Consider the following 15263-nt stretch of genomic DNA (forward strand, 5'->3'; position numbering starts at 1 on the left):
CGAGGGAAGCAGACCGCTCGCCATGTCGGGGGCGGCCTGCTCGCGCTCCGAACCGCTCAGTGAATGGCCACTACTGGCGCACGCCGAGTCGTTCATCGGCCACGGCTACCGGACACTGCCGGTACGGCTCGGCGGAGCCTCCTGATGTCGCCTCGCGTTCCCTGAGGTCACGTCAAGGCCGGTACACCGTACCGGGCTTGGCCTTCCCCGGTGCCAGCAGCTGCGGCACCGTCACGAACACGTACCCCCGCTTCTTGAGCGCGTCGATGATCCCGGGCACCGCGGGCACGGTGCCCGGGTAGAGGTCGTGCAGCAGGATGATCCCGTCCCGGGACGACTGCTGCAGGACGCGCTTCTGTATCAGCTTCGGGTCGCTCGTCCTGTAGTCCTTGGCGGTCACGCTCCACAGGACCTCGGCGAGCCCCAGTTCGCGGCTGATCCTGTTCACCGTGTCGTTCGTGCGGCCCTGCGGCGGCCGCATCAGCGTCGGTTTGTGCCCGGTGAGCCGCTCTATCGCGTCGTTCGGCTTCTGCAGCTCCTCCCGTATCTGCTCCGGCGAGATCCGCGTGAGGATCTTGTGGTCCCAGGTGTGACTGGCCACTTCGTGTCCCTCGTCGGCCATGCGCTTCACCAGCTCGGGGTACTTCTCGATGTGCCGCTTGCCGAGCAGGAAGAAGGTCGCCGGGACCTGTTTCTCCTTGAGGATGTCGAGCAGCCGGGCCGAGTGTTCACTCGGCCCGGCGTCGAAGGTCAGCGCGATGCACTTCACCTCCCTGCAGTCCACGGTCCCGAACCGCGCCTGCACGTCGGCCGCGGCCTGCGCACGGGCGGCGCTGGGCGCGGTGGTGTGAAGCGTCGTGCACCCCGTGAGCGGCAGGGCCAGCGCGACGACGGCGGAGATCGCCGCCGCCGCACGGAACCTGGTCCCCGGTCTTTTCATCTTCCTGGTCAGTAGAGGCATGCCGAGACTATACATGTGGTGTATACATCGCACGTATAGTCCCTTGTGCTGCGCGAAATACCCGCTCCGGACGGCCGTGCGCCATGGTCGCGGGTCGCGTCACGCGCGTGCCGACGATCACGCCCCTCTTCGCATGCTGCCCGCCTCCGTGGTGAACGCGCCCTGTGGGGACGGCCTTTACTGGATAAGTCATCGCCTGTAGAATTCTGCACACCGAGAATTCCTGTGCGCCGAGCGGCGGTGAGGCACGTGAACGTGACCGGCAAGGACAGTCCGCGCACGATGTACGAGGTCGCCGTGATCGGCGGTGGCTTCGCGGGGTCGCTGCTCGCGGCCGTCCTGGCGCGGAACGGGGTGCGGACGCTCCTCGTCGACGGCGAGCAGCCCCCGCGCTTCGCGATCGGGGAGTCGATGGTGCCCTACACCGCGGCACTCGCCCGTGTGGTCGCCCGGCGTTACCGCGTGCCCGAGGTCGAACACCTCACCAGTCTCAAGGCGGTTCAGCGGGAGGTCTCCGCCCGCTGCGGCGTGATGCGCAACATGGGGTTCATCCATCACCGCGCCCACCTGCGTCAGCACCCCGGTGAGATCTACCAGGTCGTCAACCCCTCCGTCGTACCGCCCGTGCCGCATCTCTTCCGGGAGGACATCGACGCCCATCTGCTGGGCGTCGCACGGCGGTACGGAGCCGATGTGCGCACCGGACCCGGCGCACGCGTCGGCGGGCTCCGGATCGACGCGGGCACCGGGGTGGCGCTGCGCACCGCGGGCGGTGAGGAGTTCGCCGCGCAGTACGTGGTCGACGCGGGAGGCCATGACGCCCTGTTACCGCGGGAGTTGGCGCTGCGCGAGGAGCCGACCCGGGCGCGGCACCACTCCCGCACACTCTTCACGCACATGACGGGCGTGACGCCGTACGACGAGACCCCGGCCGGGCGACTGCACGACCGGCCCAGCCCCTGGCACCAGGGGACGCTGCACCATGTCTTCGACGGCGGCTGGCTGTGGGTGATCCCCTTCGACAACCAGCCCCGCTCCACCAACAGCCTGTGCAGTGTCGGCCTCACCCTGGACCCCCGCAAGCACCCCTCCCGCGGCCTCTTGCCGCAACAGGAGTTCGACCAGGTCCTGGCCCAATTCCCCGATCTGGGACGACAGTTCGCGCTGGCCGAGCCCGCCCGGCCCTGGACCGCGACCGGACGGCTGCAGTACTCCTCGAAACGCGTCGTCGGTGACCGCTACTGCCTGGCGTCCCACGCCGCCGGCTTCGTCGACCCGCTCTACTCGCGCGGTCTCGCGCACAGCCTGGAGATCGTCAACGCGCTCGGCCGGCGTCTGATCGACGCGGCGCGCGACGGCGACTGGTCCACCGGGCGGTTCCAATACGTCGAGGACCTTCAGCAGGCCCTGTTCGACACGCACGACGATCTGGCGTACGCGTCGTTCGTGTCCTTCCGCGACTTCGAGCTCTTCAACGCCGTCGTACGGACCTGGACGGTGAGCACAGTGCTGGGCGCGCTCGCCGTGGAGAACGCGTGCGCCGCGTACGGCAGAAGCGGCGACGACTCCGTCTTCCGTGACCTGGAGCAGACCCGGCACCCGGGCTCGCCGTTCCCCGGCAGCGCGCACTACAACGCCCTCGGGCCGCTGACCCGCACCCTGTGCGAGGAGGTCGAGGCCGGTACGCGCACGCCCAGGTCGGCCGCCGACCGTATCTTCGGCGCCGTCCGGGAGGCGGACTACCTCCCGCCGTCACTCGGTCTGGGGGACCCGGCCGACCGGTTCTTCCACAGCACCCCGGCGCGCATCGCGCGCGCCGCCCGCTGGGTCCGTACCGACGCTCCCGACGAGGTGGGCGCGTTGCTCAAGGGCGCCATGGGCGGGCTGATCCGGGAGCGGCGGCGCGGCGTGCGCCGTCCCGGGTGACCCGGCGGGTGCCTTCCGGGTCACGACCGGAAGGCACCTCCCAGGTCTGTCCCGGCACGTCCCGGGTCTGTCCGGGCACCTCCCGGGCCTGAGGGGCGGATCGGATCCCGAGCCGCCCGGTCGCCGTGTGCCGACCCCGTCCTGTCCCACCCGACGACAAGGAGAGAGCACGTGAACTCACCGGGCACCTCTGAGCTGGAGAAGGAGACGTACGACGTCGCGATCCTCGGATCGGGCGTCGCCGGATCACTTCTCGGCGCGATCCTGGCCCGGCACGGGACCAAGGTCCTGCTGCTGGACGCCGGTTCGCATCCGCGGTTCGCGATCGGCGAGTCGACGATTCCCTTCACTCTGGTGTCGCTGCGCACCCTCGCGGAGCGCTACGACGTTCCGGAGATCGCCGCGCTCGCCTCGTTCACCGACACCACTCGCACCATCGGCCCGCGCTTCGGCGTCAAACGGCACTTCGGATTCCTGCTGCATCACGAAGGCGCGCCGCAGAACCCCCGCGAGGTCAACGAGTTCAACACGCCGCCCCAACTGCTGCACGAGGCAGCCCACTTGTTCCGCCAGGACACCGATTCGTATCTCTTCCAGGTGGCTGTCAAGTACGGCTGCAAGGCCCGCCAGAACTTCTTCGTCACCGACATCGACTTCGACGGCTCGGGTGTCACCCTGGCCGGGCGCGACGGCGAGTACCGGGCGCGCTATCTGGTGGACGCCAGCGGATTCCGTTCCCCGGTCGCGGACAAGTTCGGGCTGCGCGAGGACCCCTGCCGGTTCAAGCACCACTCCCGGTCGATCTGGAACCACGTCGTCGACCTGACGCCGACCGACCGGCTCTTCGACCACCTCCCGGACAGCCAGCGGCCGCCCGTGCCCTGGTACGAGGGCACCGTCCACCACATGTTCGACCGTGGCTGGGCCTGGGTGATCGGCTTCAACAACAACAAGTGGTCGAAGAACCCGCTGTGCAGCGTCGGCATGACCGTCGACCCGCGGCGCTTCCCCAAGCCGGAGGGGGTGAGCGCAGAGGCGGACTTCGCCCGGCTCGCCGCGCCCTTCCCGGACATCGTCCGGCAGTTCGAGGGCATGAAGGCGGTGCGGGAGTGGACCTCGACCGGGCGCCTCCAGTACTCCTCGAAGCAGACCGCCGGTGACCGCTGGTTCCTGCTCTCGCACGCGGCCGGCTTCCTGGACCCGCTCTTCTCGCGCGGGCTTTCCAACACGACCGAGGCGCTGAACGTGCTGGCCTGGCGGTTGCTCCGCGCGGTCCGGGACGACGACCTCTCGGGAGAGCGGTTCGCCCCCGTGGACCGCCTCCAGCAGTCGCTGTTCGACTACAACGACTCGCTGGTCAACTCGGCCTTCATCTCCTGGTGCGACTACGACCTGTGGAGCGCGGTCTTCAGGATCTGGGCGTGGGGAGCCAACGCCGGCGTGTACCGGATGCAGAGCGCGCTCACCAAGTTCCGCAAGGACGGCCGCGATCGCCACTTCGTGGACCTGGAGGACGTTCCGTACCCCGGTCTGTACTGGCCCGACCACGACGGCTTCGCCGAGCTCTACGAGACGATGGTGAAGCAGTGCGAGGCGGTCGAGGCCGGCGCCGTACGCGCCCGGGATGCGGCGGACCTCCTGTACGAGCGGCTGCTGGCGGCGGACTTCGTGCCCAAGCACTTCGGATACGCCGAACGCGAGGTGCGCTTCCTGAACCCGCAGCCCAAGACCCTGCTGAAGATGCTGCGTTGGGCCGCCACCGAGGCCGATCCGGTTGTCCGCCGACTCGTGCTCGGCAATGGGCGCGAGGCCATCAAGGCGAGGCTGAAGGGCAGCAAGCTGTTCTGACGAAGCGTCAATCAGCGTCGGCGCTTCTCAAGTGCCGCCGTGCTGCGAGGGTTTACCCCCGAAGTCAACGTGTGTAGAATTCAGTGCGTACGGAATTGTGCTTCCCCACCGGGAACGGGTTCCGGAACCCATCGTTGGCAATGGCGCTGAACGAGAGGTGCGCGGTGATGTCGGAGACCCTGACGTGGCGCGGACGGTGCGAGGCGGTGCGGCCGTGCTGAGCCGGATCCTTCCGCCATGCGGTCCCGCCCGCACGCTCACCGGAATTACCCTGGTGCACACCATGGGCCAGGGTCTGTGGATGGCGCTCAACGCCGTCTACGCGACAGCCGTACTCGGGCTGTCGCCCGGCCAGTTCGGGCTCGGCGCCGGGGCCGCCGCCGCGGTCGCTCTGGCGCTGAGCACCCCCTCCGGGCACCTCGCCGACCGGGTCGGACCCCGTGCCGTACAGATCTGGTCCTTCGTGGCGCTCGGTCCGCTGACCGCCGCGCTCCTGTTCGTCGACGGGTTCGGCGCGTACGTGGCCGTGATGTCCGTGCAGGCGATGGCCTACAGCGCCAGTCGCAGTGCGCGGATGGCCATGATCGCCGGACTCGTCCCCGCCGCCGAGCGGGTGACCCTCCGCGCCCAGCTGCGCGCCGCCGCCAACATCAGTGTCTCGGTCGGTGCGGGCATCGCGGGAGCCGTGCTCGCCGTGGGCACCCCGGCGGCATACCGCGCGGCCGTGGTCTTCAACGCGCTCACCTATCTGGCCACCGGCCTGCTCACCCTGCTGCTGCCGTCCGCGCCGCCGCAGCCCGCCCGGCCGGGACCCGCGCTCGTCGTCCTGCGCGATGGCCCCTTCCTCACGTTCGTGGTCCTCGACGGACTGCTGTCCATGCACAACCTCCTCCTGGACGTCGTCCTCCCGCTGTGGGTCCTGCACCACACCCACGCCCCGCGCTGGATGATCGCCGTCATTCTGCTGACCAACACGGTGTCGGTGGTGCTGCTCCAGGTCAGGGCCGCCCGCGGCACGGACGAACCGGCGGGCGCCGCGCGCGCCTCCCGTGCCGGGTCCTGGTGCCTGGGCGCCGCCTGCCTGATCTTCGCGCTGAGCGAGGGCGCCGCGGCGCCGGTGGCCTCGGCCCTGCTCGTCCTGGGCGCGCTTGCCCATGTCCTCGGCGAGGTCAGGCAGTCGGCGGGGAGCTGGGGCATCTCCTTCGGGCTCGCCCCGGAAGACGCCCAGGGGCAGTACCAGGGCACATACGCGATGGGCGCCGACATCGGCAAGATGGCCGCGCCCGCCCTGCTGACCTGGCTGGCTGTCGAGCACGGCACGGTGGGCTGGGTGGTGATGGCCGCGGGGTTCGCGGCGCTCGGCTCCGCCATGCCCGCGGTGGTGGCTCTGGCCCGGCGGCGCGGCAAGGAGAGTCCGGTGCCGGTGACGGTATGAGGGCCGGGCCCTCCGTGTGCGCAGGGCCCTGGATGTCGTCGGCCGCGGTTGCGCGGCGCGCCGCCGGGAGCGGCGGTGCCCTGGAGGCGAGCCGTCGGTTCGCCCTCGTGCGCAGCCGCGCACACGCCACGCGTTCCGTGCGCGCCACACGTTCAGCGGGCGGTGCAACAAGCCGCCTCCGTGCGCGCCACACGTTCAGCGCGTGGTGCAACAAGTCTGCTCAAGTTCCTGATGAAGAAAGGGAGTTCAGTCCGTGGATGACACACTCGCCGTCGCGGGACCGCGGCCGCCGGTCGAGGTGCGCGCGGCTCGGCGGCAGGAGCCTCCCGCCGGTCGTGCCGCCCCCGCGCTCAGGCTGCCCGTCTCCCGGGGCGACCTCGGCACCGGTGACCCCCACGCCGCGTACTCCTGGTCCTCGGAGGCCGGTGAGGGGGCCGCCGAGCAGTCCCTGGCCGCGTTCGCCGTGCTGATCCACCGCTACAGCGGGCAGGGCGACATCGCGCTGGGCCGGGTCTGCGGGCCGGACGGGGTGATGGCGCTCCGTTCCCGGGCCGAAGCGGACACCACCTTCGCCGGGCTGGGCGCCTCGCTCGCGGAGCAGCACCGGGCCCCTGGGCCGGGTGCCGCCGCCGGCCTCGGAACCGGACTGCGTGTCGGTGTCCTCTTCGGCTCGGAAGCCGGGTCAGGGGCCGCCTCGGAGGAGGCCGACTCGGAGGAGGCCGGGCAACTCCCCGCATTCACCGGTGACTTCGACTTGCTGCTCGAAGTCGGGACGGGCGCCCGCCGCACCCTGCACTACGACACCGGGCTCTTCCCGCGCGAGGTCGTCTCCCGCATGGCCGCCAACCACGAGGCCCTCCTCCTGGACGGCGCCCGCCGCCCCCACGTGCCGCTGCACGAGCTCAAGCTGTCCGAGGGGGAGACGCGTTTCCTGCTGGACGAGGTCAACGCCACCGCGCGCCCCTTCCCGGACGGCACCCCGTTGCACGCCCTCGTCGAGGCCCAGGCCGCCCGCACACCCGACGCGCCCGCCGCGGAGTGGCGGGGCACCGTGCTCACGTACCGCGAACTCGACGCGCGGGCCAACCGGATCGCCCGCGCGCTCCTCGCCCACGGAGTCGCCCGCGGAGCGCGGGTCGGGGTCTCGACGGCCCGCAGCCATCACACCGTCTGCCTGCTGCTGGCCCTGCACAAGGCGGGCTGCGCGTATGTGCCGTTGGACCCGGCCTACCCCGCCGACCGGCTGACCGCCATCGCCGCCACGGCAGAGATGGCCGCCGTGGTCTTCGACGACCCGGGCGTCAGGGACCGGCTCGGCCCGGCCGCCGTGACCGCGCTGCCGTGGGCCGAGCTGTGGGAGAAGGCCCAGGGCGAGCGGCCCGACCCCGTGGACGTCGCGGTGAGCTCCTCGGACGCCACCCATCTGATCTACACCTCCGGGTCGACCGGCCTGCCCAAGGGCGTGGTGATCAGCCATCGCAACGTGGTGGCCCTGCTGGCCTGGGCCTGGGACACGTACTCCCGCCAGGACATCTCCCGCGTCCTGTTCGCCACCTCGCTCAACTTCGATCTGTCGGTGTTCGAGCTGTGGTGCCCGCTGACGATGGGCGGCTGCGTCGTGGTCGTCGACAACGTCCTCGCGCTGACGGAGCAGGCGCCGGAGCACGACGCATCCGGAGCCGGGCTGCGACCCTCCCTCGTCAACACGGTGCCCAGTGCGCTGAATGTGCTCCTCCAGCGCGACGCCGTGCCGCCGTCCACCGTCGTCTTGAACATCGCGGGCGAACCGCTCGCCAAGGAACTCGTCAACGCCGCCTTCGAGAAGACCTCCGTGCGACGCGTCCTCAATCTCTACGGGCCCTCGGAGGACACCACGTACTCGACGTGGAAGGACTTCACCGGTCCGCTCGCCCAGCGGCCCACCATCGGCGTGCCCCTCCCCAACACCGTCGCGTACGTGCTGGACCCGGCGGGGCGGCTGGTGCCCCGGGGAGCGATCGGCGAACTGCACCTGGGCGGTGCGGGATTGTCCCGCGGATACCTCAACGACCCGGAACGCACGGCCGCGGCCTTCGTGCCGGCCCCGGCCCATCTCACCGGCGCGCCGGTCGACACCCTTTACCGCACAGGTGACTTGGTTCAGTGGACCGAGTCCGGCGAATTGCGCTTCATGGGCCGAGCGGACACCCAGGTCAAGGTCCGCGGCTTCCGCGTCGAGCTCGGCGAGATCGAGGCCGTGCTGCGGGAGACCGTCGGCCTGCGGGATGTGGCCGCTCTCGCGGTCCAGCGGGCGGACGACACCCTGCTGGTCTGCTACGTCGGTCTGGAGGGCGACCCCGTCACCGTCGACGCGATGAGCGAGCGGCTGCGCCGGAAGCTGCCGCACTACATGCAGCCCGCGAAGATCGTGGTCGAGGACCGGCTGCCCCGGCTGCCCAACGGCAAGGTCGACCGCAAGGCCCTGGCCGCCCGTACGGTCGACTGGGGACCGGCCGGGGGCGGTGCGGAGCACCTCGGCGACGACCCGGACGAGGCTGCCGTCGCCCGGGTGTGGAGCGACCTGCTGGGCCTCTCCCGGCTCTCCCCGGATCTCGACTTCTTCGCCGTCGGCGGGCACTCCCTGCTCGCCACGCTGCTCGCCGCCCGGCTGAGCGAGGAGAGCGCGGCCCCCCTTCGCGTCGCCGACATCCACGAGAACCGCACCCTCGGCGCCCAGGCCGCGCTGCTGCGCCGGGCCCGTGGACGCGCTCCCGCCCCGCCGACCGCCATCGGCACCGTCGAGCGGCTGCGCGCGGTCGCCCGGACCCTGCACGAATCCGCGCGCGGGCACGGCGTTCCCGCCGCCGCGGCCGCCGTGTACGCCGACGGCGCACTGCAGTTCACGTACCACGGCATGGACGACATGGAGACCGGCCCCGCCCGCACCGCCGACTCCCGGCAGCGCGTCACCTGCGTCACCAAGGCGCTCCTCGCCTTCGTCGCGCTGCGTCTGGTCGACCGGGGACTCGTCGGGCTCGACGAGCCCCTCGACGGTCGTCTGCCGCACGCCGTCGTACGACGGGACGGCCGGACCCGATCTGTGACGCTGCGTCAACTCCTCTCCCACACCAGCGGAATCGACGACTCCTACGAGGTCTGGCACGACATCGATCACCTGGACCTCGACCACTACCTCGCCTCGTTCCGGGACTACGGGCAGCTCTTCGAACCCGGTGAGGTCTTCGCGTACTCCGCGAGCGGCACCTCGATCGTCGCCGGTCTCATCGAGAAGCTCCTCGGCATGCCCTGGCGGCGCGCCCTCAACGAGCTGCTGCTGACACCGCTGGGCATCGCGCCCGTCCCGGAGAGCGGGACGGCGGAGGACCACTACGGCGCCGTGGCCACCGGATATCTGTGGAGCGAGGCGAGCCGGGGATACATACGGCACGAACCCGGGCCGCAGACCATCGCAGACGACGCCGCCGGATCGTTCTCGATCTGCCTCACCCTCCCCGAATTCGCGCGCATCGCCCAACTCGCCCTCGACGACGGTGTCACCGCGAGCGGTGAGCGCCTGCTGTCCGCCGAACTCGCCGCCCAGATGCGCACCCCGCAGATCGACGTGCCGGGCCACCACTTCATGCACGCGTGGGGACTTGGCTGGCTGATGTTCGGGCCCACCGCCTTCGGCTTCAACTCCAACGGCAGCGGCCATCACAACTTCATCCAGATCTTTCCCGAGCAGCGCGCCTTCCTCCTTCTGCTCACCAACGCCTACCCTGCGTTCGGCCTCTACGAGGACCTGCTGCGCGCCTTCACCGGCGAAGGCCTCATCCGCACCGGGCGCTCCTTCGGCATGGCGCTCGACGACTGCGTGGGCCGCTACGCCTCCGACGGCTACCGGCTGGACGTCCTGCCGGGACCCGAACGGCTCCGGTACGCCTACGCCGAGCGACAACGCGACGGCGACTGGCTGCTCCTCGACGAGGGCGATCTCGTCTCCTCCGGAGCCGGCGGCTTCACCTCCATGTCGGAGCGCAACATCCTCGCCGGATCCATCTCCTTCATCCCCACGCCCGGAACGAACACCCCGGGCTTCGTCCGCATAGGTCAGCGATTCACAAGGAAGGTCCGATGACAGACCCAGTCAGTGGGCGCCCACCCGTGCCGAGTGGACGCCGACACGTGGTGTTCGTGACCTGGAAGACCGGCAACGCCCCGGCGTTCCGGGCGGCCAAGCGGCTCGGCCACGAGGTGACGCTCATCCGGTCGCTGCGCATGGAGCGCGCCCAGCACATCGACTTCACCACCTCGCCCTACCAGGAGTACGTCGACACGGTGCACGTCCTCGACGACGCGACCGACGCCGAGGCGCTGCGCGCCTGTGTCCTCGCCGTCCACCGGGAGCGGCCGATCGACGGATTCGTGGCCACCGTCGACGCCCTCGTCGTGCCGGTGGCGCGCGTCGCGGAGGAGCTCGGCATCCCGTTCACCAGCGCGCACGGCGCCGCGACGGCCAAGCTCAAGCACCGCTGCCGCGAGGTCCTGGCGGCCGCTGGCGTCGACGACACGCGGTATGCCGTCGTCGGCGGCTATGTCGAGGCCGCCGCGTTCGCCGCGGAGGTCGGCTACCCCGTCGTCCTCAAGCCGGCCAGGGGTTCGGCGAGCGAAGGCGCGCACGTCGTCCCCGACCGGGCCCGGCTGTGGGACCTGTGGCGGCACGTGAAGCCCGGCCGCGCCCCCTATCGGGACGGCGTCCTGGTCGAGCAGTACCTGACCGGCCGGTTCCTGTCGGCCGAGCTGGGGCTGTCCCACGGGCGCTTCCTGCGGCTCGCCGTCAGTGAGCGCAAGACATGGGACCGGCACGAGGCGCTGGAGGTCGGTACGACGATCCCGGCGGCCATCGACGGCGACTCCTACGAGCGGGTCATGGCGTTCGCGGAGGCGGCCGTGTCCGCCGTCGGGCTGCGTCTCGGCATCTTCCATGTCGAGATCATGCTGGGCGACGACGGCCGTCCCCGCCTCATCGAGCTCAACCCGCGCCTGATGGGCTCCTGCCTGCCCAACCTCTTCCAGCTCGCCGGCGGCGGCGACCCGTTCGAGTTGCTGGTGCGCGTCCACCTGGACGAGGAGGTGGAGCTGGGCGACATCGCGTTCAGCCGCTACGCGACGGTCCGCTGGTTCGGGGCGGCGGACCGCGTGCGCAGGCCCGCCGGACCGCCGAGCCTCGACTGGGCCGACGAGTACGGCGACGCCCTGCACGCACTGACCCTGAACCTCCCCGACGGCGACGTGCTCGCGCCCTGCCGGGGCAACCTCGGCAACTTCGGCGAGGTGCAGGTCGTGCACCCCGACCACGCCACGTCGATCGGCGTCGCGGAGGAGATCGTCGCAAGAGCGGCCGAACAACTCGGTATCGAGGTGACGCGGTGAGTGCGGTGAGTTCTGCGAGTCCCCTGTTCGACGAGACCCGGGCCCAGCTCGGCCGGCTCGGACTGCCCGTAGAGGACACCGCGCTCGTCGAGGAGTCGCCGCGCACCTTCGACGACGGCTGCCACTTCCGGATCGAGGTCCCCACCGTCAACTCCGCGCAGGCCGCCGAGACACTCCTGTCGGAGAGCCGCCGACGGGGCTTCACCATCAACCGCGTCACGGAGACCCGCGGCATGTACCGCCACACGGCCCGGGAGCTGCGCGCCTACGCCGAACTGGGGGAGGAGTACGGCGCGCAGATCCTGATGTCGGTCGGACCGCGGGCCGCGTATGACATCGGGGCGGGCGTCCAGACCCCCGAGGGCGCGCGCATCGGCTACCGGCTGCGCGGCCAGGAGCAGATCGTTCGCGCGATCGAGGACGTGAAGCGAGGTATCGAGGCCGGGGTGCGTGGCTTCGTCGTCTACGACGAGGGCCTGCTGTGGGTCCTGCACCGGCTGCGCACCGCGGGCGAACTGCCGGCCGACATCCATCTGAAGGTCTCCGCCCACTGCGGTCACGGCAACCCCAGCTCCGCGCAGATGCTGGAGATGCTCGGCGCCAACAGTTTCAATCCGGTGCGCGATCTGCCACTGCCGATGATCGCGGCCATCCGCGAGGCGGTGTCGATCCCGCTGGACTGCCACGTCGACAATCCGCGGCTGTCGGGCGGTTTCGTGCGCACCTACGAGGCACCCGAGTTCGTCCGCGCGGCCGCCCCCGTCCACCTCAAGACCGGCAACAGCGCGCTGGAGGGGCACGGAGTGAGCCCGACGCCGTGTCAGCTGGAGGACATCCTGCGCCAGGTCGAGATCGTCACCGAGTTCCTGGACCGTCACCTGCCGACGGCCCGCCAGTCACCGGCGACGTGCCCGACTCCGACCGTCCGCCAGGTACCTGCCATCCGCCAGGCACCGGCCGGGCGCCAGACACCGGCCGGGCGCCGTCACGCGCCCGTCGTCGGGTGACCGGGGGGTTCACGCATGTGCCGCATCTACGGCAGCTTCGGCGGGGAGCCCATCGCCCCCGACGTCCTGCACACGGTAGGGGAGGCCCAGCGCCATGGTGGCCCCGACGCCCGGACTCTGCGGACCGGCGACGGCTGGGCGCTCGGCAACAACCGCCTCGCCGTCCAAGGGATCGCCCATGGCCGACAGCCCTACGTCCTCGGCGACATGACCTGTGTCTTCAACGGCGAGATCTACAACCACCGGGAACTGCGCACCGAACTCGCCGCCCAGGGACATCGGTTCAAGGGTGATTGCGACGGCGATGTCCTGCTGCCACTGTACGAGCGATACGGCGACGCCTTCGTCCGGCGGCTGGAGGGCATGTTCGCCCTCGCGATCGTGGACCGGCGGGACGAGCCCTGTCTGAAGCTGTTCACCGACCACGCCGGGATGAAGTCCCTCTACTACTACGTCTCCGCCGACGGACGCAGGCTCTGCTTCGCCTCCGAGCCGGCGGCTCTGGCGCGCTTCCCCGACTTCCCGGACGCCATCGACCCGTCGGCGGTCGACCGGTACTTCGGCGGCAGGGCGATCTGGGGGCCGGACACGGTGTACACGGGGGTACGGACCTTGCCGCCGGGAAGCGTCCTGCGCTTCGACGGATCCCAACTCGACTTTGAGCAACATCAGTTGGACGCACTGGCCGTCGACGAGAGCGTTTCGGTCGCCGACCTGCTCGACCGCACCCTGCGCCATGAACTCACCCGCATGCTCGACGCCGACGTACCGGTCTGTGTCATCACCAGCGGCGGCCTCGACTCCAGCTATCTCACCGCCCTGGCGGCGGCCACCGTGCCCCGACCGCACTCCTTCACCATCGCCTACCGCGGCGACTGGCCCGGCGACGAGCGGCACTTCGCCCGCGAGGTCGCCGCGCACTGCGGCACCCGCCACCACGAAGTGGTCCTCGACCCGGCGGACTTCCCCGATCTGATCGACCGGTTCGTCCGCCATCTCGACCAGCCGAACAACGCCCCCCACGGTCTGAGCACCTTCGCGCTGTTCGAGGCCGTGCACGACGCCGGCTTCAAGGTCGCCCTCACCGGTGACGGCGCCGACGAACTGTTCGGCGGCTACGCCCGTTACGTCAAGGCGGCCCGCGACGACGGGACGAACTGGCATCGCGCCTATCAGGACACGATGGCGGCGGCGGGCCCCGCGACCCTGGCCCGGCTCTACACCCCCGAGTATCTGGCCCAACTCCGCGCCAGCGGCGGCCACTTCGGAGATGCCAACGGCGACGAGCTCCGGCAGCGGGTGCGCGGCGACCGACACGGGAAGCTGGAGACGCTGCTGCGCTACGACCAGACGGAGCGGTTCCCCTACTACATCCTGCGCCGTGTCGACCACCTCAGCATGGCGCACGCGGTGGAGGCGCGGATCCCGTTCCTGCAGCCGTCCGTGATGCGTCTCGCGCACGCCGTGCCGCCCGCGCTCAAGGTCGTCGGCGAGACCGTCAAGGCTCCGGTCGCCGAGGCCGCCCGCCGCCGGCTTCCCCGCAGCGTTCTCGACCGGCCCAAGCAGCCGTTCACCCTGCCCGTCACGGCCATGATCAAGCCGGGCGAGGCGCTGTACGACCTCATCGGCGACACCCTGCTCGGACCCCGCACCCGCTGCGGGGCCTACATCCGCCGCGACACCGTACGCGAACTGTTCCGGATGCAGACCGAGCGCCCCGACGCGCACGCGGCCGAGGTCCTGTGGTCGCTGCTGATCCTCGAAGCCTGGTTCGCCACCAGGAATCTCCGACCGTAGCCCGACGCGGCACAACCGAAGTGTTCGAAGGAGCCGACATGCCCCATGCCCGACCCACCACTGTCGCCGTCGAGTCCATCCTCGCCAAGGCGACCCGGGCCGACATCCGCCGCGACCCGTTCCCGCACATCGTGCTGCACAACCCGCTGAGCTCGGACCTCTACCAGGCCCTCGCCACCACCATGCCGACCGCCGAGTACATCGGCACCCGCATCGGCAAGCCGATCACCTCGAACGAGCGCTACAACTACATGTCCCAGCACATCCTGGCCGACGCGGAGATGGCCCAGGTGTGGAAGGACTTCGTGACCTACCACGCCTCGCCGGCGTTCTACCGCGAGTTCCTCGACCTCTTCCGCGACGACCTGATCGCCGCTCTCCCGGACGCCGAGGCGCAGTGCGGCCCTCTGCGCTCGCTGCGCGTCGGCCGCCGGGGCCACGACACCTTCGCGACCCACGACATCCTCATGGACTGCACGACCGTCATCAACTCGGCGGTCACCGGCCGCCCTTCGTCCTACCGCGGCCCGCACGTCGACAAGCCGTACAAGCTCTTCGGCGGTCTCTTCTACATGAAGCTCCCCGAGGACGACGCCACCGGCGGCCACCTGGAGCTCTACAAATACCGCGACGGCGCCCACCGGTTCACCACGAGCGCTTCCGAGTACGGCGACAACCGTTTCGACATCGACCCGAAGTACGTCGAGGAGGTCGGCACCATCACCTACGACAGCAACGTCCTGGTGATGTATCCGATCAACCCCCTGGCCCTGCACGGCGTTTCGGTGCGCAGCGTCACCCCGCACGAGCGTCGCTTCGTCGCCCTCGTCGGCGATCTCCAGCACCCGCTCTTCGATCTCGCGCTCTGAGGTGACCC

The 15263-nt window shown here is 70.5% G+C and carries 9 protein-coding genes; 8 read left to right on the forward strand and 1 reads right to left on the reverse strand.

What is annotated here, in order from left to right:
• Nucleotides 1-172 precede the first annotated feature (172 nt).
• Nucleotides 173-940 carry a polysaccharide deacetylase family protein gene (locus OG390_RS40080; RefSeq protein ID WP_406178142.1) on the reverse strand — a complete coding sequence of 256 codons (768 nt, stop codon included), beginning with the start codon at nt 938-940 and terminating at the stop codon, nt 173-175.
• A gap of 270 nt (nt 941-1210) precedes the next feature.
• Here OG390_RS40080 and OG390_RS40085 point away from each other — a divergent pair, with 270 nt between their 5' ends.
• From OG390_RS40085 to OG390_RS40120, 8 genes are all read left to right on the forward strand, one after another.
• A complete protein-coding gene (locus OG390_RS40085; RefSeq protein ID WP_406174794.1) occupies nt 1211-2887 on the forward strand; it encodes an NAD(P)/FAD-dependent oxidoreductase in 1677 nt (558 codons plus the stop codon).
• A 171-nt stretch (nt 2888-3058) separates the two neighbouring features.
• Entirely contained in the window at nt 3059-4735 is a 1677-nt protein-coding gene (locus OG390_RS40090) for an NAD(P)/FAD-dependent oxidoreductase (protein ID WP_406174796.1), read from the forward strand.
• A gap of 184 nt (nt 4736-4919) precedes the next feature.
• Complete coding sequence (locus OG390_RS40095; RefSeq protein ID WP_406174798.1) at nt 4920-6170, forward strand: MFS transporter; 1251 nt, start codon at nt 4920-4922, stop codon at nt 6168-6170.
• 253 nt (nt 6171-6423) lie between these two features.
• Nucleotides 6424-10287: a non-ribosomal peptide synthetase gene (locus tag OG390_RS40100; protein ID WP_406174799.1), complete on the forward strand. Its 3864-nt coding sequence runs from the start codon at nt 6424-6426 to the stop codon at nt 10285-10287.
• The gene (locus OG390_RS40105; protein WP_406174800.1) at nt 10284-11582 is read left to right on the forward strand and encodes an ATP-grasp domain-containing protein; all 1299 of its coding nucleotides are present in this window, start codon (nt 10284-10286) and stop codon (nt 11580-11582) included. The genes OG390_RS40100 and OG390_RS40105 overlap by 4 nt, the downstream gene beginning before the upstream one ends.
• A 5-nt stretch (nt 11583-11587) precedes the next feature.
• Complete coding sequence (locus OG390_RS40110; RefSeq protein ID WP_406174801.1) at nt 11588-12589, forward strand: peptidase; 1002 nt, start codon at nt 11588-11590, stop codon at nt 12587-12589.
• A gap of 15 nt (nt 12590-12604) precedes the next feature.
• A complete protein-coding gene (gene asnB, locus OG390_RS40115; RefSeq protein WP_406174802.1) occupies nt 12605-14386 on the forward strand; it encodes an asparagine synthase (glutamine-hydrolyzing) in 1782 nt (593 codons plus the stop codon).
• Between the two features lie 38 nt (nt 14387-14424).
• On the forward strand, nt 14425-15255 hold the full coding sequence (locus tag OG390_RS40120; RefSeq protein WP_406174804.1) for a hypothetical protein: 831 nt from the start codon (nt 14425-14427) through the stop codon (nt 15253-15255).
• Nucleotides 15256-15263: the final 8 nt, after the last annotated feature.

This window comes from Streptomyces sp. NBC_00996 (assembly GCF_045162675.1).
GTDB lineage: Bacteria > Actinomycetota > Actinomycetes > Streptomycetales > Streptomycetaceae > Streptomyces.